The organism is Microbacterium sp. 22242 (genome assembly GCF_052045495.1).
Classification (GTDB): domain Bacteria; phylum Actinomycetota; class Actinomycetes; order Actinomycetales; family Microbacteriaceae; genus Microbacterium.
The window spans coordinates 1-20,967 of the sequence record NZ_JBQEOZ010000006.1; the positions used below are offsets into that span (position 1 = coordinate 1).

A 20,967-nucleotide genomic window follows, 5' to 3' on the forward strand; every position below is an offset into this window, starting at 1 on the left:
GTTTGAGGCAGCGGATGATGTCTTTCTTGGAGAGGCCTTGTTCGGTGCGGCGGCGCATGTAGGCCTGGGTTCTGGGGTCCCAGCGGAGTCGGCAGAGAACGATCCTGTAGAGGGCGGCGTTCGCTTGCCGGTCGCCGCCGCGGTTGAGGCGGTGCCGGTGTGTCTTGCCGGAGGATGCGGGGATCGGGGCGACGCCGCAGAGCATCGCGAACGCGGCTTCGGAGCGGAGCCGGTCGGTGTTCTCGCCCGCGGTGACCAGCAGCTGCCCGGCGACATCGGCACCGACCCCGTTGAGTTCGAGCAGGGCCGGGTTGATCGTGGTGACGAGAGGGTCGATGAGCGCGTCGAGTTCGTCGATCTCTTCGCTCAGCGCGGCGTGTCGACGGGCGAGGGCGCGCAGCGCGACCTTCGCGGCCTGTTCCGGGTCGCCGATGCGGGATGTGTCTGGTCGCAGTGCCGCGCAGATGCGTAACAGTTCCCGGTCCGTCAGGTGGCGCAGTCGTTCCCGCAGCTCGTCGGGTGCGGTGACCAGCAACGTCTTGATCCGCCTGATGCAGTCCGCGCGCTGGTCGATGGCGCTGCGCCTGGCGACGCGCAGATTCCTTAGCGCTTCGACCTTCCCGGTCCGGTCTTTCGGGACACCAGTGCGCGCCCGGGACAGTGCGGCCCGGGCGGCGGCTTCCGCGTCCAGCGGGTCGGACTTGCCCGCGAACCGGCGGGTCTTGCGGTCGGGGCGGTCGATCTCCAGCAGCTCGACGCCCGCGCCGCGCAGGTGCCGGGCCAGGCCCGCACCGTAGGCGCCGGTGCCTTCGATCGCGGCGATCAGCAGCATCCCGAACGTCACCGCCCACGACAGCAGCGCCGCGTAGCCGGCCTTGTCGGCGGGGAACTGGGCGCAACCCAGCAGCCGGCCCGTCGCATCGATCACCGCGGCCGTGTGCGTATCGCCGTGCGTGTCGACCCCGATAGCGACCTCGACCTGGCCGACCTCGGTTTCTTGTGCGATGGTGGTCATCGCCGTTCCTCTCACTCCAAGGGACAGAACGGCACGCACCGCCGAGAGCGAGCGGACAAGACAGTGATGGGTGCCTGCTGGCACAGGCTCCTATGAGGTCACGAACCCTCGCACGGTGAGTGCAAAGGCAGCCCCGCAGCGAATCGACCGACAGATCCCGTTCAAGACCCGAAGTCAGTCAGTCCAAGAGTCAGGACGACCGCTGCGGGGCTCCCACCACCATCATCACTGTCAGACCAGGACGGCTGCCTCCAGCCGTCGGTACGAGGCCTCCATGCCGTCGACCATGCCGGTGGCGAGGATCATGTCCCGCGTGGCCAGGTCGGGGTATTCGATGAGCACCGTGACCAGCGTCGCACCGTCCTCCTCGTAGAGGTTGAGGTCGTTCAGCGTCGTCGGGCCGTCGGCCCCCTGCATGCGCTCGGTGGTGACCGCCCGGCGCGGCGCGTCGATGAGCAGCGCCTCGCCCTCGAACCCGAACGGCTGGCCGACGGTGTCGCCGACCGGTGCCCACGAGTTCCGGTACGTGTCGCCGACCGCGGTCGGCACCTCGCACTCGGTCATCTCCCACCCGTCCGGACCGAGCATCCACTGCCGGATCAGCTCCGGGTCGTTGTGCGCGCGCCAGACCAGCTCGCGCGGCCCTTCGACGAGCCGGGTGATGCGCACGTGGGTGTCGTCCAGCAGCTCGAGCCGGGTGCCCTTGCCCTGCGCGTAGTCGCGCAGGTCCTGCAGCACGGTGTCGAGCTGGCTCATCGCCATCTTCGTGCCCTCGATGACGCCCATCGCGACGACCTGCTCGAGCGCTTCGACGGTGTCGAAGTGGCTGACCCCGGTCATGCGCGTGCCCTCGGCGGTGGGCGAGAACTCGAGCTTCATCCGCATCGCGGGGAAGCCCTCCATGGGCTGCCCGTCGTCGTCGACGAACGAGTCGAGCACCTCGAACAGCGTGGGCGCCTCGATGCGGGTGAACTCCCACCGGCCGGAAGACTTCTCCCCGCGCGGACCGTCGAGGTGGTACTGCGCGAACCCGCCGACCGTGTGATCGAACGCGGTGAACGTCGCCGGCCACCCGGGAGGGCCCCAGAAGCGCTCGAGCTGGCGGGGGTCGGAGTACGCCGCCCACACGCGCTCCATGGGCGCGGCGAAGTCGGCGACGATCGTCAGGGTCAGGTTCTCGGGATCGGTGATCACGTCGGTGACGGGCATGTCACTCTCCTTCTGTCTCGGTCAGGTTCTTCTCGGTGGTGGGCTGCGAGCCCGGGGCGGGATCCTCGGCGAGCAGGTCGTCGAGGCGGGAGATGCGGGAACGCCAGAGGTCCTCGTAGCGGGTCAGCAGCGCGCGAGCCCGGGCGATCATGTCCGGGTTCGCGCGGACCAGCCGCTCGCGTCCCTCGGCGCGCTTGACGATGAGCTCGGCCGCCTCGAGGACGGCCACGTGCTTCTGCACCGCCGCGAACGACATGTCGTAGTCGCGGGCGAGCTCGGACACGGACTGCTCGCGGTCGATCGTGCGGCGCAGGATGTCGCGCCGCGTGCTCGCCGCCAGGGCCTGGAACACACGGTCGATCTGTTCATCGCTCAGCTCAATTCGTACAACCATTTGGTTGTAGATTAGGCCGGGGTGGACCGCATGTCAAGAACGCGGTGGTAGAAACGCCGAATTGCCGTATGGCTTCATGACGAAGCCCCTCTGGCGCGGCCGTCGCCCGGACAAGGCCCCGACGCCTCGAGCCATGCGCCTGCCGCTAAGCTGGCGGTCCGCGATGAGGACATCGCCTGTCGGGAGGATGGGGAGCACCGACGCAGGGGAAAGCGACGTGACCGATGACTGCTGATCCGCCTCCAGGATGGTATGTCGATCCCGAGGACTCGACCGCGTTGCGGTGGTGGAACGGCGCCACCTGGACCCAGTTCCGGGAGACCGCACCACGGGTCGAGATGCCGAGTCCGCCCGTGGATCCCAGGCCGAGGAGGAGCTGGCGCTTCTGGGAGCGCGGCCCCTCACGCGCTGAACGAGAAGCCGCCCGCCGACGCGCCGCCGAACTGCGCCGCCTGCGCACGCGACGGCAGTTGCTGATCGGGCTGGGCGGGCTGCTCGCCGTCCCGCTGATCGTGCTCGGCATCGTGGCGATCGCCTCCGCCCAGCCGAAGCAGGGCCCGGATCCCGCCGCGGCTGGGGCCGCATCGCGCTCGACGTCCACCCCTCCGCCCACCCCGAAGGCGACTCCGTTCCCGGATGACGCGCTGACCGCGATCGCATTCCTCGGCGCGCCCTCGATGGTCGCGAACGCGGATGCTACGAAGGGCAGAACGGCACTCGACGTGCTGGCGACCCTCCCGACCAAAGGACGGGCAGCCAAGACCGGATACACGCGCGATCAGTTCGGTCAGCGCTGGCTCGACGTCGACCACAACGGATGCGACACCCGCACTATCTACAGTGCACAGCGGACCAAGGTCTTCATTGGCGCATGATTACAGGCCTGCGTGGCGACTACCGCTTGAGGCACGCTGGCTGTGACATGAGCCACGTGATCTTCAGGCAAGGGATCATCGTGCCTTCCGATGGCGTAATAGTCGCGGTGTAGTCGCGATGCTCTGCCGGGATGCTTCGAGCCTGGAACGCAGCACCGTTGGCGTAGCACAGCGGTGAGCATGTGTTGTCGGGATCACATTCGAAGGTGGTCATCCACCTGTGGAGCGCGTTCGACTTCTTGAGTCCGATGGGGAGCCCGCGGGCGGCCCGACCTCGATGCGGAGTACTCGGATCGCCGCGTCCCCCATGCCGTTCTCATCCTTTTGGTTGACAAGGACTTCACTCTTGTTCGCGATGTGCGGCAGGGCTGCGGCTGGTGGGGTGGTTTGTATGCCAGATTCTGTTCTTCGATCACGCTTCTCAGACAGGTTGACCTCTCGCCGGGGCGCCTGGATCTCTCTAGGGCTCGTCCTTCTCGTCATGGTGCTGCTGTTCGGCGCCTTCGGCTCAGCGAAAGCACCGGAAGGCAATGCGCAGGCACCGGCCAGCAGCGAATCTGCGCGGACGGCTGCTCTATTGAACGAGTTCCCGAATGCAGATCGTCAGTCCGTGATCGTCGTTGCCTCACGAGAAAACGGCAAGAAGCTGTCGGCCGGTGAGATTGCGAAGTTGAAGGATCTTCTCCCTGTTCTGAAGACTCATGCCGACGCAGACCCTTCGGGTCCCATGGTGAGCGAGGATGGGAAGGCGGCGTTGCTGGTGGCGCCGATCAAGGTCGGCGCCACCAACACGGACACGGCCGAGACCGTCAACGACATGCGTGCTGCTCTCGCTGGTCATTCCGTGGACGGTGTGAACCTGCATGTGACAGGTGGGCCCGCGTTCGGTGCTGATGTTGCTTCCGCGTTCGAGGGAGCGAATTTCACGCTGCTGCTGGTGACGATCCTGATCGTCGCTGTTCTGCTGATCGTGACGTACCGTTCGCCGGTGCTGTGGCTGATCCCGCTTGTGACGGTTGCTCTGGCTGATGGGCTTGCGGGGCGGATGACCGCCGCTGCGGGGGCGGCGTGGGATCTGCAGTTCGATTCGGGCATCATCAGCGTGCTGGTCTTCGGTGCCGGAACGAACTATGCGCTCTTGCTCATCTCCCGGTACCGGGAAGAGCTGCTGCTGTCCGAGGATCACCGTCAGGCGTTGAGCACGGCATGGCGTAAGACTCTTCCCGCGATCGTCGCATCGAACGTGACGGTGGTCCTGGCACTGTTGACCATGGTGCTTGCGGTGATTCCCGGCACGCACGGTCTGGGCGTCTCCAGTGCGATCGGCCTGCTAATCGCCTTGGCTGCGGTGCTGTTCCTGCTCCCGCCGCTGCTGGCTGTCTGTGGACGCAAGGTGTTCTGGCCGTTCGTGCCGCGCCCCGGGCAGGCGAAGCCGCAGGGGCGGTTCTGGCGGGCAATCGCGTCCCGCGTCACCCGTCGCCCCGTGCTGAGCCTGCTGGGGGCGGTCGCGCTGCTGGCCGTCATGGGTGCGGGCCTGTTCGGAACCTCCGTGGGGCTGAACCAGGTCGAGAAGTTCCGGGTGCAGTCCGAGTCCGCGACAGGTCTGGAAGTCCTCTCTGAGCACTTCGCTCCTGGGGAGGCGCAGCCCATCTTCATCGTCGCCAACAGCGACGAGACGGATGCGGTGTTGACCGCGGTCGGCGATGTCGACGGCGTGGTCCGGGCGAATCCAGCTGGGCAGACCGATGATGAGTCTCTGACGAGGATCATGGTCACCAGCGAGTATGCGCCCAGCACCCCGGAGAGCCTGGACCAGATCACGCAGCTGCGAGATGCGGTGCATGCGGTGCCCGGTGCGAATGCGGTGGTCGGTGGTGCGGTCGCAACGGATCTGGATGCTCGAACTGGCAATGAACAGGATCTCTTCCTGGTCGCCCCTCTGGTCCTTGCTGTCAGCTTCCTCGTCCTGCTGATCCTGCTGCGCTCGCTCATCGCGCCCGTGCTGCTGCTGATCGTGAACCTGGGCAGTGCGATGGCGGCAATCGGTGCGGGAGCCTGGCTGAGCCGTGTCCTCTTCGACCAGCACGCTCTGGATCTGCAGGTGCCACTGCTGGCGTTCCTGTTCCTGGTCGCCCTGGGGATTGACTACACGATCTTCCTCGTCCACCGGGCGCGATCGGAGGCGTCTGTGCACGGCACGAAGGCGGGCATGGTGGAGGCGGTTGCTCACACCGGTGGTGTGATCACCAGCGCGGGTATCGTGCTAGCGGCCGTGTTCGCCGCTCTCGGGGTGCTGCCGCTGGTCACCCTTGGCCAGCTGGGTCTGATCGTCGGTGTTGGGGTGATCGTCGACACCCTGGTGGTGCGCACGGTGATCGTGCCGGCGATCTTCGCTCTGGTCGGCGATCGGATCTGGTGGCCGGGGAAGCTCTCCGGGCCGCGGAGGTCCGCGATGGCGGATGAGGCGCTGCCGGGTGAGGTGCAGCAGGGAGAATTGACTCATGAGTCTCGTGAGCGTGCCACTGTCACGCAGTGAACAGGTGGGGCCGGCTNGCCCCACCATCCGGGCCATGGAGATCGGTCAGCATCTGATCGCTGCCGGGCTGACAACGGTCGGCGTGATCCGGGCTATCGGCGCCGGGGCCACGCCGGTACTCGCGATCGTGACCGGCGTGGCGATTCTCGGATGGCACACCGCCGGGGCCCTGCTGATGACACGCACGCAGTCCACCCGTGCCGTCGTGCTGTGGCTCATCGGCTTCGCGGCTGTCTGGATCGCGGCCGTCGCGGTCTCTCCCGAGTTCGTCTGGCTCGCCTTCTTGCTCTGGCTGCTTGCTGGGCACCTGCTCCCGTTGCCGTGGGGCCTGGTCTTCTCCGGTGTCGTTCTTGCCATCGTGATCGCCGGCCCCATCGCACACCACGGGACCACGAACTACGCCAACGTGTTCGGCCCGCTCATCGGAGGGGTATTCGCCTTCGGGATCTCCCGCGGTTATCTGCAACTACTGCGAGACGCAACCGAACGAGAGCGTCTGGTCGCTTCTCTGACCCGAGCGCAACAGGAGATGGCCGACTTGCAGGACGAGCTCGCGCTCGCCCAGCGACAGGCAGGCGCTGTCGCTGAACGCACTCGCATTTCCCGCGACATCCATGACACCATCGCGCAGACGCTGTCCTCGATCCGGCTGCTCGCGCATGCGGGCGCCACCCGCAGCACCGACGCCGACGCGATAAGAAGCTTCACCCAACTGGAGAGCATCGCCGGGGACGGCCTCGGAGACGTTCGGCGCATCATCTCCGCACTCGTCCCGGCAGAGCTCGAGGAGAACGTCCTCGCTGACGCCCTCGCGCGGATGCTCGCACGTGCAGGGGATGACGGCCCACTCCAGACGGAACTCCACGTCTCTGACACCCTCCCCCTTCTGCCCACCTCTGTCGAGGTGGCGTTGCTGCGCACGGCACAATCTGCACTCGCCAACATCCGCCTGCACGCCCACGCCTCGCGCGCCGTGGTGAGTCTGGTCGACGACGACCACACGGTGCGACTGGATATCAGCGACGACGGCACCGGCTTCGACGCCGGCGCGTGGGAGACAGACGCAGGCACCGGCTCATCCAGCTACGGGCTCCGATTCATGCGATCACGGCTCCGTGAACTGGGCGGCGCGCTCTCGGTCGAAAGCGCTCCGGGCGAGGGCACCACGGTGTCCGTGATGTTGCCTATTCACCCCGAGTCGGGCCACCATGCCCGTGAGGAGAAGTCATGACCACTACTGTGCTGCTCGTTGATGACCACCCCGTCGTCCGCAGTGGACTGCGTACCGTGCTGGACACCGACACCGTGCACGTCGTCGGGGAGGCAGCCACGGGGGAAGAAGCGATCATCCTCACCGGTCACCTGCGCCCAGAGGTCGTGCTATGCGATCTGCGGCTGGGTGAGGGAATCAACGGTATCCAGACCACTGCGGCGCTACGGGGGCTCGACCCTGCGCCCGCCGTCCTTATCCTGACCACGTTCGACCGTGACGCGGACATCCTCGGCGCGATCGAGGCGGGCGCTGCCGGCTACCTGCTGAAAGATGTCGCCCCAGAAGTCATCATTGAGGGCATCCACCGCGCCAAGGCTGGTGACATGGTCCTCTCTCCGGAACTGGCCACGCGCGTTTTGGAGGGCGTGCGCAACCCGCTCCCGAAACTCACGGACCGTGAGATCGACGTGCTGCGACTCCTGGCCACGGGCGCGACCAACAAGCAGATCGCGAAAGCCCTGTTCGTGACCGAGGCTACTGTGAAGAGTCACACCGCCCACATTTTCACCAAGTTGGATGTGGACACCCGATCCCGTGCCATCCACCTGGCCCAACAGGTCGGAATCCTCTGACCACCTGCTGCCATCGTGCGGCCATCTGAAAGGGAACCTCCATGAAGAAACTGTTCTACGCCTCATTCGCGTACATGATCCTCGGAGTCTCATCCGGCCTGTTCTACCGCGAGTTCACCAAGGCCAACGACTTCACCGACGCGACCTTCACCCAGCTCGCCGTCGTGCACACCCACCTGTTGATCCTGGGTTTCCTGGTGCTGTTGGTCGTCCTCGTGCTCGAGAAGGTCTTCACGATCTCGCGCAGCGCGAAGCTGTTCGGGTGGTTCTTCTGGCTCTACAACGCCGGTCTGATCCTCACCGCCGCCATGATGATCTGGCACGGCATGCTGACTGTGCTGGGTGAGGAGTCCACGTCGATGATCGCCGGTATCGCCGGGCTGGGACACATCCTGATCACCGCCGGGATGATCGTCTTCTTCATCGCACTGGGCAAGGCAGTCTTCCGACCGGCAGCTCAGGCTCAGCCTGTTCAGGCGTAGTCAGTCAACGTCGAGACGCTCGAGGTGTCACCCTCGAGCGTTCGGTGGTCCTCATCTGATGGGACGCGATTGATGGTGCTCCCGGTTTCGTCGGGGAGCACCATCAATGTCTGGATCGGTGTCCGAAGCCTCGCCCGCTGTGGTCTCGCGGTGGCTTCTCGTGGAGGCGGATCCGAACCGGTCAGTCGAGCAGCTCGAGCACACTTTCGAATTCCCCGGAGCTGAAACCGGTGGCGATGGACTTGCGCTCGGCGCTGTGTGACTGGTGGAACGCAGGAGAGGAGAGATACGTCTGATAGGCGGTTTCATCCTCGAACTCCATCAGAGCCATGTACGCGCGGCCGCTGTTGGTCGGGCGCAGGAGAGAACGACGCAGACCGGGTACGTCAACGAGGGTGTCCTGCATGCTGGCAGCGAAGCCCGCCTCGAATGCTTCTGCGTTGTCGGCGGCGACGGTGAATTCTGACACGACCATGAACATGGGTACTCCTTTGAGAGGCGAACTGAACGGTGTTTCGACTACCATGGTGACATGGTGTTACCCAGCAATACACACTGTCAAGATGAGGCGGAAGTGTGAGATGAGTGCTGTCGATGACACTGCCGGCAACGGAGGTGAGGTGGTGGATGTGGATTGGGGCACGACGGTCACTGTGCACAAGCACCGTCAGTTGCAGCGCATCGCCGAGACCGCTTTCGACTTGGCGGCGCGCGACGGCCTGTCGAACGTGTCGATGAGCAGTCTGGCTCGTGCCGTCGGGATATCGCGGGCCACGTTGTACAACTACGTACCCGACGTCGCCACTGCCGTGCGCGCCCATCTGGTTACCCGAGCCGAGGCCTTCCACGCTGCCGTGGCGGCCGCGGTGGCAGAAGAGGACGGGCCGCAGGCGCAGCTGCGCCGGTATGTGCGAGAGCAGGTCATGTACGCGGCAGGCGAGGATCATCGCGCCGCGGCGGCACTGGCGGAGGCGGACCGGACGACGCATGGCGAGGCGAGCACGACCGCGCACCTCGCACGGCAATCCGGCGTGCTCGAGGACATCCTGGCCCACGGCATGAGCGAGGGCGTGTTCCGCGAGGCCCCGGTCGCCGTGCAGGCGGCGCTGACGGGGCGCGTGCTGTACGGCGCAGACGACCTGCTTCACCGCCTCGGCTTACCCGAGGACACGGTGGTCGAGGCGGTCACGAGGTTCATTCTCGAGGGGATCAATCGATGAACGCCCACACCGACCAGGTCGCTGCACCCACGCGCCGAGAATGGGTGGCGCTGGGGGTTCTCGCCACCGGGCTCGGGCTGATCGTGCTGGACGGCACGATCGTGGGCGTCGCCCTGCCGACGATCATCGACGATCTGAAACTGGACCTCACCGATGCGCAATGGGTCAACAGTCTGTATGCGGTACTGCTGGCGGCCCTGCTGCTGTCCACGGGAAAGCTATCGGACCGGTTCGGGCGCCGGCTGCTGTTCCTGATCGGTCTGATCGTGTTCATGGGCGGCAGTCTGCTGGCCGCGGTCGCGGACGGTTCGGGGCCGCTGATCGGGGCACGGGCCGTCCAGGCGGTGGGTGCGGCGTTTATCATGCCCTCTACCCTCTCGACGGTCAACGCCGTGTTCCGCGGGCGCTACCGGGCGGCGGCGTTCGGCGTGTGGGGCGCCGTGATCTCGGGGGCCGCGGCCATCGGCCCACTGGCCGGCGGGATGCTGACGCAGTGGGCGTCCTGGCACTGGATCTTCCTCATCAACCTGCCGCTCGGGTTGATCGTGCTGGTGGCCGCGATCCTCACGGTTCCCGAGACACGCACAGGTAAGACACGCCCCGGCGCGGATGTGGACGGCACCCTGCTCAGCGCCATCGGATTCGGGACCCTCGTGTTCGCGGTCGTCGAGGGCCCGGATCTGGGCTGGTGGACTCCGAAGGCCTCATTCACGTTCTTCGGCTGGGAGTGGGGCAAGGACGCCGCGCTCTCACCGGTCCCGGTAGCACTGGCCATTGCGGTCGTGGCGATCACCCTGTTCGTGATCTGGGAGCGGCATCGCGAGAAGGTGCAGCGCGTGGCCATCCTGGACCTGCGACTGTTCCAGCTCTCCACGTTCTCGTGGGGGAACATCACCGCGGCGATGGTGGCCATCGGCGAGTTCGCCATCCTCTTTGTGCTCCCGCTGTATCTGGTCAACGCCCTGGGCCTGGATGTGCTTCAGGCCGGACTGGTGCTGGCCGGGATGGCGCTGGGTGCGTTCGCGTCCGGTGCAGCCGCGCGCGTGCTGGCTGCCCGCATTGGCGCCCCCGGTGTGGTGATTCTCGGCTTGAGCATGGAGGTCGTGGGCATCTTCGTGCTCGCCGTCATCCTGCGCGGCGACACCTCCGGATGGATCATCGCGCTTCCGCTGGTGCTGTATGGGCTCGGCCTGGGCCTGGCATCGGCGCAACTGACCGGCACCGTACTGAGAGACGTGCCCGTGGCATTGTCGGGCCAGGGCTCAGCGACGCAGAGCACCGTGCGGCAGATCGGGTCCGCGTTGGGAACGGCGTTCTCCGGTGCCGCGCTGTCCGCCGCACTGGCAATCACGCTGCCGAAGGCCCTGGAAGGTAGCGGGGCGTCCGCCGCGCAGGTCACCCAGCTCGCCGACGCCACGCGCAACTCCGCCGGGACGACGATCACCCAGTTCCGTATGCAGGGCTCAGCGTCACCGCTCGGCCCGCACACCGACGACGTCGTGCGCGCCCTATCCGACGGCTTCGCGACCGCGACCACCTGGGCACTGCTGATCTCATCAGTGTTCTTGATCCTGGGCCTTGTCGGGGCCGCATTCCTGCGCCGCGTCAGCTCCCACGAGACACCGGCGGACAGCATTCCCACCGCAACCGATAGCGGCGCCGATGACTGACCACTGCCCCCTCGTCCCCTCAATCACTGTGACCGGGCAGACACGAACGAATACCGATCACCTGTCCTCTCACCAAACCGAATCGAGTCCCTCATGAGCGTCGACCAGAAGCAGCTCACACATCCGCCAATCATCCGCCGCATCACCCCACGCAGCTGGTACCGCACGGTCGCCATCGCCGAGTCCATCACCTGGACGCTGTTGATCATCGGCATGCTCCTCAAATACGTCGCAGGCCTGGGCACGCTGCCCGTGCTGATCGGCGGTTCCATCCACGGTTTCGTGTTCATCACCTACGGCATGACCGCCGTGCTGATCGGTGTGAACCAGCGGTGGACCGTCGCGCAGATCATCGGGGCCGTCGTCACCGCGATCGTGCCCTACGCGACCATCCCCTTCGACCGGCGTCTGGAGCGACGCGGCATGCTCGAAGGCGAATGGCATCTGGAACCCACCGATGACCCGCGGGACCAGGCGTGGACGCGCCGATTCCTGCGCTGGATGCTGCTGCACCCCCTCGCCCTGTTGCTGGCGTTCGTCGTCGGCATCGCGGTCATCATGACGACACTGCTGATCATCGGCCCTCCCGGAGGCTGGGCCCAGTGATTTCCCTGCAGCTCTGACTGACCCGAAAAGAAGCCACCATGACCACCACTCCCGCCCCCACTCCGTTGGCACGCAGTGCCTGGACCCACCCGGTCGCCCTGCCGTTCGCGATCATGGGCACCATCGCGGTCGTTGGAGGCAGTCTGCTGTCCGCCGCCCTGGCACCCACCCCCAGCTACCACGGCAACTGGGCAGTCGCCTACATCGTCCTGGTCGCTGGGGTCGGACAGATCATTCTGGGCGTCGGGCAAGCAGCCACCACCGCAGGCAGGGTCCACCCGGCGATCATCACTGTCCAGGCGCTGCTCCTGAACCTGGGCGCTGCGGCAACCGTGGCTGCCACGGTGGGCGATATCCCCGTGCTGCTGTACGTGGCCGCAGCCATGCAGATCATCGCGCTGATCAGCTTCCTGTGGGTCACCCGGCACGGCGCGCACGGGCTCCCCCTGCTGGCACTGCGCATCATGGCCGTGCTGCTGATGATCTCGACACCCGTCGGAATCGTCCTGCAATCACTTACACACTGACTCGTCATATCACGTGAATCCTGAGTAGGCGGAGGCCTGCACGGCGGTGCGCCCGCCGCCGGACCAACCCGATGGGAGCATGACGGCATGGACGTTACAACAATGATCATCGACATCGCGTGGATGAGCGCGGCAGCCATCGCCGCGATGATCATCATCGGTGTCTTCGTCCGCCGCGTGCTCGGCGTCCGTGTCGGGACAGTCCGGGTGATCCTCGCCGGACTGGTCGGGCTGGGAGCAGAAATCGGGTTCGAGGCGCGGGTCGTCTGGCCCGGCGGGGAATATACGCCGGCGCTGATCCCTGTGCAGCTGAGCATCATCCTGCTTGCGGCCGTCGCATTCTTGGTGATCGTCGATATCGCCATCCCTCAGGGCACTATCACCCGAATCGACCAGTGGATCCCCGGCATTCGACGCACCGCCGGCCGCGCACGACGCTACTCCCAGTTGATGAAGCTGGCCTTCCGATACAAGCTCATCCCCTTCAAACTCGACACGGCACCGACCACCGTCGCCTCTCAAGAACGGCGCCGACAGGCCATTGCGCTCAAAGCTGCTCTCGAAGAGGCCGGCGGCGCGTTCATCAAGCTGGGCCAGATCCTTTCCACACGCACCGATATCCTGCCCGCTGAATTCATCGACGAGCTGGGCACGCTGCAGCAGCGCGTGCCGGCCGAGTCGTGGGAACGGATCCGGACCGTACTCAGCGAGGAACTGGACGGCCCTATCGAGGAGTACTTCTCCTCCTTCGATCGCGAGCCCGTTGCCTCCGCATCGATCGGTCAGGTCCACCGCGCGACCCTGGTCACCGGCGAACATGTCGCGGTGAAACTGCAGCGACCAGGAATCATTCCGCTCGTGGAACGTGACGTCGAGATCACTCGCCGGTTGGCTGCCCGGTTGACACAGTCCGCAGCCTGGGCGCGCCAGTTCGGTGTGGAAGACGTCGCTGAGAGCATCGCCGCGAGTCTTCTCGACGAGCTCGACTACCGGGTCGAAGCCTCCAACCTCACCGCACTGACGGCCGCACAGAGCACGCACCCCGAAGATGAGCACCTGCGACTCCCCCGCCTGTTCGAGGACGTATCCTCGCGGCGCATACTGGTGATGGAATTCCTCGACGGCGCCACCCTCAGCGATCCGACCGCTGCCGCCCGGCTGGATTCGGAGACCCGCTCCGCCCTCGCACAGCAGCTCCTGGCCGCTGTGCTCGGCCAGATCATGGACGACGGGGTGTTCCACTCCGATCTCCACCCCGGCAACGTCATGATCACCCCTCAGAATCGGCTGGCCTTGCTCGATTTCGGTTCCGTCGGAAGACTGGACTCGCAGGTACGCCGCCAGATCACCAACCTGCTCATGGCGGTGACACACAACGACGCAGTCGCCTTCGCCGATGCCCTCTTGGCCTTCGTCGAGATCCCCGATGACCTCGACGAGCCAGCACTGCGCCGGGACATCGGCCAGTTCATGGCCCGCTACCTCGGCCCCGGTGCCGCCCTGGATGCTGCCGCCTTCTCACGCGTGATCTCCGTGCTCGGCGCCTACAAACTCGCCGTCCCCCCACAGCTGACCGTCGCTGCCCGCGCCATCGGCACGGTGGAGGGAACATTGCGGGTGCTGAGTTTCGACTTCGACTTCGTTACCGGCTCCGCCGACTACGCACAGCAACGCATCAAGGAGGCACGCGCCCCGCAGGCTGTGTTCCGAGCCGGTGTCGATGAGCTGACCCGTCTGCTCCCGGTCGCGCGCGAGCTGCCGCACCAGGTCGGGCGCATCGCACAGTCCCTGGCCGAAGGGCGGATGAGCGTGAACATCCGCCTCCTCGCCGACCGTCGAGAACGCACGGTCATGCGACGCTTCGTCAACCTCGCCGCCGTGACCTTCCTCGCCGGCGTGTTCGGAATCATGGCCACGATGTTCCTCATCAGCTCCGGCGGCCCCCAGGTCAGCCCGACACTGGGGCTCTACGACGTGTTCGGATACCTGCTCGTCTTCGCATCCGGCGTCCTCACCTTCCGTGCCGTGTTCGACATCTTTGGACGCGACCGAGAATGACACCTATGATCAGCAACCGGCCGGCCGGCACGCCCGCCTCGGCGCGGGCGCGCGCTGTCCGGTTCGGTGGTCCCGGCGAGTCGGGTGCGCCTCTAGGACAGGGGCGACCACGACCAACCTGACGGTCACTACCGAACACAACCGGGGTCAATGAACCATGGAAGTCATTGTGCACTGGTGCTGAACTCGGAGGCACTCCAGCGCCGCAGGATGCGGCGATACCGGCTGCGGGCGGGCCGAGGGACGCGCTGTACCGGCAACTGCGCTGCCCGCCGAGCGTTCGAACTGACTATCCTCGCCGCACAGAACACCAACACCCGTAACGCGCAGTCGAACCATAAGATGAGGGTGGTGGCGGTCGCACGCCGCCCGTGCACGGCGGGCTGCTGGCGGAGGTTCGCGTGGGGACGAGTCCGCCACTCCCCGCGCTGGGCGGCCAGCATCCGAAGTGGTGCACCAACGCCAGTGAGCGACGGCTGATCTCGCGCATTGCCCAACCTCACCGCGATCGCCTTTCCGACCGGAGCGTTCGCCTCGTGGTGATGATGCCGCTCATCAGCGGCGGTTCCGACCTGCGTGGGCTGCGACAGGTGGCCAGCAGGGGAGCGGCCGGCCTCTCGCGCCGCGCCGTCCGACGGTCGACTGCCCTAGTGGGGATATGTCGGCCAGGGGCGGCCTCGTGAGCCTCCCCCTGTCAGTACGCATGTGCTCCTACTGACCACCTGATCATGATGTAAGCGTGTCATGCTTCAGAACCGCAACTGTGCCTCCTATCGTTGATCAGAGTGTTCAATGGAGCGCTGTGACAGCCCTTGGAGGTGGTCGAACTGCCGTCACTCGATGAACTCGACCGCAGGATCCTCGTCGAACTCGATGAAGACTCCCGCATGCCCGTGGCGATCCTCGCCCACCGTCTGAACGTGGCACGAGGGACCGTTCACGCTCGGCTGGCGAAGATTGAGAAGCTCGGTATCCTGCGCCCGAACTCCACGCGGGTGCGTTCGTCCGAGCTCGGTCGCGCCATCAGCGCGATGGTGCGCGCCGAAGTCGACCAGCACCGGATCGGTGAGGCGATCATCGCGCTGGAGACAGTCCCCGAGGTCGTCGAATGCTTCGCACCGGCTGGAGACACGGATCTGATGATGCGTGTAGTCGCGACCGATCCTGAGGACCTGTACCGGGTGAGCGAAGCGATCCGCCTGTGCCCCGGAATCCAGCGCACCACCACCAGCGTCTTCCTCCGGCAGGTGATCCCATACCGCATGATCCAGCTACTGGATACGCCCGTCACTGCCACTGTGATAGAACCGGGTGAGCTCAGGTGATCTCAAACCCAGCGGACCCACGGGAGGAAGACGTGACGGGGAAACACTCCGCGGAGTTGCGACGGATCGTGGACCGGATCGAGCCAGAGTGGCCAGCAATCATCGATGTGCGTTCAGGATGGTATCCGCTTCTCGCCCAGCTCGACGCGCGTCTCGCCGCACTCGCACCCGACTACGTCGTCCAGCAGGTCAAGTCGAAGTTCGGTGCGCTGTGCTTCTACGCCCGACCTGCGGCGGACCCGTCGGTGTACGACGAGGAATTCAACGAGACGATTCGCGCCACCGAATGGGAGAGCACCAGTACCTGCGAGGAGTGCGGGGCATCGGCGAAGCAATACACGATCCGACTGTGGGTCTGGACACTCTGCGACGACCACCTGCAGGCGAAGCTGACCGGCTGACCGGCTGACCGGCTGACCGGCTGACCGCGGGGATCATCCTCGGCAGCAAGCATCCGCCTCTCAGATCGCGGACTGCCCGACAGGCGTGTGCATCATCCGTTTGACAGCGCCGCGAGCGGCGTCCAATTCACTCCGGAGCCGGTCACGGTCCTGCACTGTCCGCGCCAATTCGGAACGGGCCTCACGCAGCTCGTCGTGCAGGAGGTCGCGTTGCCGTTCGGCGCCCTCGGCGCGTTCGAGCACGGACGCAGCGTCCCGCTCCTCCACTGCTGAGCCCAGCCCGCGGCGTACATGCTGGCGCAGATTGTCGCGTTCTTCGCGTAGCCGACGCACCTCATCACGCGCGTGTGCGAGGTCCGCCCGCAGCCCCGCCGCATCCGTTCGCCGGGGCGGCGTTGACGCCGCGACTGCGGGCGATTGGGCTCGTGCGCTCTCGATGTGTGCCCGGACGACGGTGTTGTTGTAGGCGAACCATGACGAGACCCCGGCGAGTCGCTCGACCTCGGCGAAGGTGACCGCCTGACCGGCGGCGGTGAGTCGTTCAACGGCTGCCAGGCACGCGTCCTGCTTCCTTGCCCCGTCTCGTCGGCGAGCTTCGGTCAGCCGCCTGACACGGGGGTCGTCGCTCTCAGCGGGCATCGGGCCGCCTTCCCACAGAGTCGAGAGGAATGAAAGTCGCAGCTCCCCGCTCGCGCCGCACGATCTTGGAGGCCATCGCCAACTCGTCTTGTTCGTCCACGGGAAGGTCGCTGACCATCGCTCGTAGGGCGGCGGCGATATCGCTGAAAGCGGTGATCTGCTCGTCGATGTTCGCGATGATCCACCCTGCGGCGTCGGAGGCAAAGGCGAGTTCCTTGTCGACGCGCAGCTGAGCGACGTGCGCGTCGATCGCTTCCAGGTAAGACGGATCGGGGCGGAAGAACCCGCAGCCCGCACATTGGAACCGGAGCGGGCATGCCTTTCCGCCGGCCTGCACATTCTTCGGCTCTGTGCAGTTGCCGAACGGCACCGCAATGCTCGACCGCTCATAGGCCAGCGGTGAGGCGAACGGGGCACGGTGCCCGTGCCGGTCGGTCGCATACTTGGACAGCAGCCGGACTGCTTCCTGCTTCCGCTTCAGCGAGACCTTGTAATACCCCATCGTGGTGGCCAGGTCCCGATGATCCATCAGCTCGCGCAGCACATCCACCTTGGTGCCGTTGTCCGCATGGCGTTGCGCATACGCGTGCCGCAACCCGTACGGCTCGATGTCCTCACGGCGGAAGCGTTCCGCATCCGGGGACAGCGAGTCCGGGAAGGGCAGCGCATCGACCCAGTCCCGGAAAACACGGGCGAACTGGCCGGGGCGCAAGTGCCCGCGACGCTCCCTCCCGCGCGCGCCAGGGGCAGGAAACAGGAACGCCTCGGCCCCCTGGGGTACAAGCAGCGAAGACACACGCTTGGCCCAGTCGTTCACGATCAGCGCGGTCGACGGGTCGATGGGCAGACGCCGTCCCAAGCGGCCCGCCTTGCGGTTGTCGTAGACGAGACACGGATCGCCGTCGTGGTACTCGACCGCATCCCGCTTCAGACTGACGATCTCGCTCGGACGGCGGCCGGTGTCCCGGATCAGCTGATAGACCACCTGATACTGGGCGGCGTAGTCCTCCGGCCGCCACCCGTTGTTGCTGAACGTCGAATCCGCCCCTAGCAACTCGAGATACCCGTCGAGATGCACGATCCATTCCTCGGGAATCGCCCGACCAAGCTCATCCTCCTGCGACCGCACCGAGGGAAGTCGACGATCCGGTGGCAGCGCGAACGTCCCGGGGACCTCATCCATCAGCCCGGCGGTACGGCCGAACTGGATCAGGCCGCGCCAACGGCCGATCAGAGACTGACGGTGCGAGAGCGAGTAGATCTCCTGTGATGACGGATTGCGGGCTGCGGCAAGGGCGTCGAACACGACCGACATGTCCGCCATCATCAGCTGCTCGGGGTGCTCTCCGTGAGGACGTCCGGTAAGGGCAAGGCTCGCGATCTCGGCAGCGTGCAGCGTCTGCCGGGCGTCAGCGACCGTGGGGCGGACCGCTCGCGCCCACCCCAACACCACATCGCGAAGCCACGCCTGCCGGATCACGGTGAAATCCAGGTGCCCCTTCACTGCCCGGTACGTGCGGTCGCGGGCCGAGAACAACCCGACCAGGGCGCAATCCCAGACCTCGCCCTCGGTTCCGTCCCTCCCGGCGTGGACGGAGCGGAGCCTACGCACGTGCGTCTGCACAGAACGCAGGTAGCTCACCCACAAGGCTTTGCCAGTCGGAGCGACATCCAGGATCGACTCGGCCCGCCCGATCTGCTTGACCATCGCGGTGACCGCCCGCGGCCGGAGAGTGTTGCTGTCCTTCTCGCGCTGCTGCAGTCCGTAGAGGATCTCACTGCGCACCACCGGCGTCACATCCGCCAGCGAGAACACGAACTCGGTGGGAGAGTCCAACCGAAACCGTGGGTTGTACTCCGCATCGAAGTCGCCATCCGCCATCGTCCACCGGGACTTCCTCTTCCGGCACGATTGACAGCGCACCCGGGTGCCACCGTCGACGATCACCGAACACGACGGCGTGATGCATACCGAGACGGCCGTGCGCGGATTGGCCGGGTCGCCGGTGAACATCATCGACCCCGAGTCCCACTCGCCCGCCCGCCACGTGGCCAGGAGTGCCTCTTCCAGGAACTCCGGCCACGACCGGCGTGATGCTCCCACTGGCCCATGCCGCGGGGCAACAACCAGCTCGGCGCTCACGCCGTCGCCCTCGTGATTGCGGTCACGGCTGCTCGCATCCGCTCATGCGACGGGTGCAGGTAGACCCTCGTGGAGTCCGCATGCGCGTGACCGAGGAGTTCCTGAACGACGTCGACTTGCGTGCCGTTCTCGACCCAACCAGTGGCGGCAGTATGCCGGAACATGTGCGGCGTCACACGCACACCGCACCGCTTCGCCAACCGTTGCACCATCTGGTACACGTTCGAGTACGTCAGCGCGTGCCCACGCCGCGGACCCGAATAGCTGACGAACACGTAATCGCCCGCACCGTCTACCCCGCACCGGCCGTCCCGCTCGAACCGGTAATCCCGATAGGCAGCCACCAGTCCAACGTCCACAGGCACCGTCCGTGGATGGTAGCTCTTTGCCAGCACACCGTTCTCATTCCGGTCACGGCGCCGAACGTGAACATGCGCGCCCGCGTATCCACATCCCAGCGACGTCGAGTCGGGCAGGAAGTGGATGTCCTCAAACCGCAGGCCCAGTGCCTCGCCAATCCGCAGACCGCCCTCGAGCATGATCCGCAGCAGAAACAGATCCCGCGCGGTCCTCGCAGCATCCAGCATGACTCGCTGATGAGCGGAACTGATGATCTCGGGGGCTCGCTCGGCGACCTTTGTCCGCAGCACACTCGCCCGCACCGTGCGCATCTGACCACCCCGATCACGAGTGCGTGCGGTCGCCCCGGCCGGCATCCACTTCCGTTCCACCAGCTGCAACGGCACCTCGGCGGGGATATGACCCGCCGCAGCCGAGTACCGAATGAACTCACACACCGCCGTCAGCGTGATCGACACCGTCGATCGTGACGGTAGCCCACCACCGCGCACCGGCGTCGTCTCGACGTCTCGCTTGAACCGAGCCATATCGATGATCGTGGCCCGGCGCCACTCCACGCCCTCCCGCACGCACCACGTCAGAAACCGTGCGATCGGCCGCAGATAGGTCTTCACGGTGTTCGGAGAACGATCCGCAGCGTACAGCGCATGGACGTACTCCAATGTCTCGGGGTGGATCGCATACGAATCCTCGTCGATCACCAGATGGGTCGACCTGCCGTCGGACAACTCCGCCCGTTCCACGATCCAGCCCATGCCCCCGACGTTAGAGCCTGTCCCTCACATCTATCGGATAGCCATGAGTCACGGCGTGTCGACCCACTGTCCCAGCTGTTGCTGAGACCCGAACGCGGACTGTAGATAACCCGCAACGACATGCTCGGCGCGCAGCTCACGAACGTCGTCCGCCGCGGATCCTGCGTCGTCCTGTCCGGCACACTCGCGGATCCGTACACCGGAACGTCCATCGTCTTCCAGCGCGGCCAGGGCACGTCCGAGCTCGTGCAGATCGATCACGTCGTGTCGCTGTCGGATGCGTGGCAGACCGGGGCACAAGCACTCACCGCCGATCAGCGCCGCACCTTCGCCAACGATCCGCTGAACCTCCAGGCGGTACACGGTGCGGTGAACGAGCAGAAGGGCGACTCCGACGCGGCGACCTGGTTGCCGAGCGCCAAGTCCTACCGCTGCGCCTACGTCGCGCGCCAGATCGCCGTGAAGGCGACATACGGGCTCTGGGTCACGCAGGCCGAGCACGACGCGATGGCTCGCATACTCGGGTCCTGCTCCGGCGAGCCGGCGGATACCTCGGCGTTCGCTCCGGTCCCGCCGGCACCGACCGTCGCGCCGCCTGCCGCACCGGCCCCGCTCGTGCAGGCGCCAGACCCGGCACCAGCGGCACCGGCACCAGCACCAGCACCAGCACCAGCACCAGCACCGGCACCAGCACCAGCGGCACCAGCGGCACCAGCACCGGCGGCGCCACCGTCTCCCGACGTCTATTACGCGAACTGCGATGCAGCCCGTGCGGCCGGCGCTGCTCCGCTCTACCGGGGGCAACCGGGATATCGAGCGAAACTCGATCGCGACGGCGACGGCGTCGCCTGCGAATGACGTTCGCTCCTCGTCTCGTTGCACGATCGACGCGTTCGCGATCACGGCC

At 66.1% G+C, this 20,967-nt stretch carries 20 protein-coding genes; 13 read left to right on the plus strand and 7 right to left on the minus strand.

Annotation, left to right across the window (positions count from 1 at the left end; all coding sequences use genetic code 11):
- The 3 genes from ACTJJZ_RS08240 to ACTJJZ_RS08250 all read right to left on the minus strand — a co-directional run.
- Positions 1–1,015: IS110 family transposase (locus ACTJJZ_RS08240; protein ID WP_440719754.1), on the minus strand; the 1,015-nt coding region annotated here is incomplete at its 3' end.
- A 231-nt stretch (positions 1,016–1,246) separates the two neighbouring features.
- Positions 1,247–2,224: an SRPBCC family protein gene (locus ACTJJZ_RS08245; RefSeq protein ID WP_440720698.1), complete on the minus strand. Its 978-nt coding sequence runs from the start codon at positions 2,222–2,224 to the stop codon at positions 1,247–1,249.
- Position 2,225: 1 nt separating this feature from the next.
- On the minus strand, positions 2,226–2,618 hold the full coding sequence (locus tag ACTJJZ_RS08250; RefSeq protein ID WP_440720699.1) for an ArsR/SmtB family transcription factor: 393 nt from the start codon (positions 2,616–2,618) through the stop codon (positions 2,226–2,228).
- Positions 2,619–2,842: 224 nt separating this feature from the next.
- Here ACTJJZ_RS08250 and ACTJJZ_RS08255 point away from each other — a divergent pair, with 224 nt between their 5' ends.
- The 5 genes from ACTJJZ_RS08255 to ACTJJZ_RS08275 all read left to right on the plus strand — a co-directional run bounded on the left by ACTJJZ_RS08255 (position 2,843) and on the right by ACTJJZ_RS08275 (position 8,356).
- Positions 2,843–3,493 carry a DUF2510 domain-containing protein gene (locus ACTJJZ_RS08255; RefSeq protein ID WP_440720700.1) on the plus strand — a complete coding sequence of 217 codons (651 nt, stop codon included), beginning with the start codon at positions 2,843–2,845 and terminating at the stop codon, positions 3,491–3,493.
- A gap of 391 nt (positions 3,494–3,884) precedes the next feature.
- Positions 3,885–6,029, plus strand: a complete 2,145-nt coding sequence (locus ACTJJZ_RS08260; protein ID WP_440720701.1) for an MMPL family transporter — start codon at positions 3,885–3,887, stop codon at positions 6,027–6,029.
- Between the two features lie 34 nt (positions 6,030–6,063).
- Positions 6,064–7,260, plus strand: coding sequence for a sensor histidine kinase (locus ACTJJZ_RS08265; RefSeq protein ID WP_440720702.1), 1,197 nt, complete (start codon positions 6,064–6,066; stop codon positions 7,258–7,260).
- Positions 7,257–7,874: a response regulator gene (locus ACTJJZ_RS08270; protein ID WP_440720703.1), complete on the plus strand. Its 618-nt coding sequence runs from the start codon at positions 7,257–7,259 to the stop codon at positions 7,872–7,874. The genes ACTJJZ_RS08265 and ACTJJZ_RS08270 overlap by 4 nt, the downstream gene beginning before the upstream one ends.
- 41 nt (positions 7,875–7,915) lie before the next feature.
- The gene (locus ACTJJZ_RS08275) at positions 7,916–8,356 is read left to right on the plus strand and encodes a DUF2871 domain-containing protein (RefSeq protein ID WP_440720704.1); all 441 of its coding nucleotides are present in this window, start codon (positions 7,916–7,918) and stop codon (positions 8,354–8,356) included.
- A 181-nt stretch (positions 8,357–8,537) separates the two neighbouring features.
- Here the strand turns inward: ACTJJZ_RS08275 and ACTJJZ_RS08280 are convergent, their stop codons facing one another.
- Positions 8,538–8,837, minus strand: a complete 300-nt coding sequence (locus ACTJJZ_RS08280; RefSeq protein ID WP_440720705.1) for an antibiotic biosynthesis monooxygenase family protein — start codon at positions 8,835–8,837, stop codon at positions 8,538–8,540.
- A gap of 100 nt (positions 8,838–8,937) precedes the next feature.
- Between ACTJJZ_RS08280 and ACTJJZ_RS08285 the strand changes: the two genes are divergently transcribed.
- The 7 genes from ACTJJZ_RS08285 to ACTJJZ_RS08315 all read left to right on the plus strand — a co-directional run bounded on the left by ACTJJZ_RS08285 (position 8,938) and on the right by ACTJJZ_RS08315 (position 16,163).
- Complete coding sequence (locus ACTJJZ_RS08285; RefSeq protein WP_440720706.1) at positions 8,938–9,576, plus strand: TetR/AcrR family transcriptional regulator; 639 nt, start codon at positions 8,938–8,940, stop codon at positions 9,574–9,576.
- Positions 9,573–11,246: a DHA2 family efflux MFS transporter permease subunit gene (locus ACTJJZ_RS08290; protein WP_440720707.1), complete on the plus strand. Its 1,674-nt coding sequence runs from the start codon at positions 9,573–9,575 to the stop codon at positions 11,244–11,246. The genes ACTJJZ_RS08285 and ACTJJZ_RS08290 overlap by 4 nt, the downstream gene beginning before the upstream one ends.
- A 93-nt stretch (positions 11,247–11,339) precedes the next feature.
- A complete protein-coding gene (locus tag ACTJJZ_RS08295) occupies positions 11,340–11,852 on the plus strand; it encodes a DUF3817 domain-containing protein (protein WP_440720708.1) in 513 nt (170 codons plus the stop codon).
- Positions 11,853–11,890: 38 nt separating this feature from the next.
- Entirely contained in the window at positions 11,891–12,379 is a 489-nt protein-coding gene (locus tag ACTJJZ_RS08300; protein ID WP_440720709.1) for a hypothetical protein, read from the plus strand.
- 102 nt (positions 12,380–12,481) lie between these two features.
- Positions 12,482–14,437: an ABC1 kinase family protein gene (locus ACTJJZ_RS08305; RefSeq protein ID WP_440720710.1), complete on the plus strand. Its 1,956-nt coding sequence runs from the start codon at positions 12,482–12,484 to the stop codon at positions 14,435–14,437.
- 818 nt (positions 14,438–15,255) lie between these two features.
- Complete coding sequence (locus ACTJJZ_RS08310) at positions 15,256–15,762, plus strand: Lrp/AsnC family transcriptional regulator (protein ID WP_440720711.1); 507 nt, start codon at positions 15,256–15,258, stop codon at positions 15,760–15,762.
- Positions 15,763–15,830: 68 nt separating this feature from the next.
- The gene (locus tag ACTJJZ_RS08315) at positions 15,831–16,163 is read left to right on the plus strand and encodes a hypothetical protein (RefSeq protein WP_440720712.1); all 333 of its coding nucleotides are present in this window, start codon (positions 15,831–15,833) and stop codon (positions 16,161–16,163) included.
- 60 nt (positions 16,164–16,223) lie between these two features.
- Here ACTJJZ_RS08315 and ACTJJZ_RS08320 read toward each other — a convergent pair whose 3' ends face one another.
- The 3 genes from ACTJJZ_RS08320 to ACTJJZ_RS08330 are packed head-to-tail and all read right to left on the minus strand — an operon-like array spanning position 16,224 to position 20,060.
- Positions 16,224–16,802, minus strand: a complete 579-nt coding sequence (locus ACTJJZ_RS08320) for a DUF6262 family protein (protein WP_440720713.1) — start codon at positions 16,800–16,802, stop codon at positions 16,224–16,226.
- Positions 16,792–18,945 carry a tyrosine-type recombinase/integrase gene (locus tag ACTJJZ_RS08325; protein ID WP_440720714.1) on the minus strand — a complete coding sequence of 718 codons (2,154 nt, stop codon included), beginning with the start codon at positions 18,943–18,945 and terminating at the stop codon, positions 16,792–16,794. The genes ACTJJZ_RS08320 and ACTJJZ_RS08325 overlap by 11 nt, the downstream gene beginning before the upstream one ends.
- Positions 18,942–20,060 carry a tyrosine-type recombinase/integrase gene (locus ACTJJZ_RS08330; protein WP_440720715.1) on the minus strand — a complete coding sequence of 373 codons (1,119 nt, stop codon included), beginning with the start codon at positions 20,058–20,060 and terminating at the stop codon, positions 18,942–18,944. Before ACTJJZ_RS08330 ends, ACTJJZ_RS08325 begins: the two co-directional genes overlap by 4 nt.
- A 120-nt stretch (positions 20,061–20,180) precedes the next feature.
- On the opposite strand from ACTJJZ_RS08330, the gene ACTJJZ_RS08335 reads away from it, so the two are divergent.
- On the plus strand, positions 20,181–20,918 hold the full coding sequence (locus ACTJJZ_RS08335) for a GmrSD restriction endonuclease domain-containing protein (RefSeq protein WP_440720716.1): 738 nt from the start codon (positions 20,181–20,183) through the stop codon (positions 20,916–20,918).
- The last annotated feature ends 49 nt before the right edge of the window (positions 20,919–20,967 follow it).

Coding starts and splice junctions, on each gene's coding strand:
- ACTJJZ_RS08245 (WP_440720698.1), bottom strand. CDS start 2,224: ATGCCCGTCACCGACGTGATCACCGATCCCGAGAACCTGACCCTGACG.
- ACTJJZ_RS08250 (WP_440720699.1), bottom strand. CDS start 2,618: ATGGTTGTACGAATTGAGCTGAGCGATGAACAGATCGACCGTGTGTTC.
- ACTJJZ_RS08255 (WP_440720700.1), top strand. CDS start 2,843: ATGACTGCTGATCCGCCTCCAGGATGGTATGTCGATCCCGAGGACTCG.
- ACTJJZ_RS08260 (WP_440720701.1), top strand. CDS start 3,885: ATGCCAGATTCTGTTCTTCGATCACGCTTCTCAGACAGGTTGACCTCT.
- ACTJJZ_RS08265 (WP_440720702.1), top strand. CDS start 6,064: ATGGAGATCGGTCAGCATCTGATCGCTGCCGGGCTGACAACGGTCGGC.
- ACTJJZ_RS08270 (WP_440720703.1), top strand. CDS start 7,257: ATGACCACTACTGTGCTGCTCGTTGATGACCACCCCGTCGTCCGCAGT.
- ACTJJZ_RS08275 (WP_440720704.1), top strand. CDS start 7,916: ATGAAGAAACTGTTCTACGCCTCATTCGCGTACATGATCCTCGGAGTC.
- ACTJJZ_RS08280 (WP_440720705.1), bottom strand. CDS start 8,837: ATGTTCATGGTCGTGTCAGAATTCACCGTCGCCGCCGACAACGCAGAA.
- ACTJJZ_RS08285 (WP_440720706.1), top strand. CDS start 8,938: ATGAGTGCTGTCGATGACACTGCCGGCAACGGAGGTGAGGTGGTGGAT.
- ACTJJZ_RS08290 (WP_440720707.1), top strand. CDS start 9,573: ATGAACGCCCACACCGACCAGGTCGCTGCACCCACGCGCCGAGAATGG.
- ACTJJZ_RS08295 (WP_440720708.1), top strand. CDS start 11,340: ATGAGCGTCGACCAGAAGCAGCTCACACATCCGCCAATCATCCGCCGC.
- ACTJJZ_RS08300 (WP_440720709.1), top strand. CDS start 11,891: ATGACCACCACTCCCGCCCCCACTCCGTTGGCACGCAGTGCCTGGACC.
- ACTJJZ_RS08305 (WP_440720710.1), top strand. CDS start 12,482: ATGATCATCGACATCGCGTGGATGAGCGCGGCAGCCATCGCCGCGATG.
- ACTJJZ_RS08320 (WP_440720713.1), bottom strand. CDS start 16,802: ATGCCCGCTGAGAGCGACGACCCCCGTGTCAGGCGGCTGACCGAAGCT.
- ACTJJZ_RS08330 (WP_440720715.1), bottom strand. CDS start 20,060: ATGGGCTGGATCGTGGAACGGGCGGAGTTGTCCGACGGCAGGTCGACC.
- ACTJJZ_RS08335 (WP_440720716.1), top strand. CDS start 20,181: ATGCTCGGCGCGCAGCTCACGAACGTCGTCCGCCGCGGATCCTGCGTC.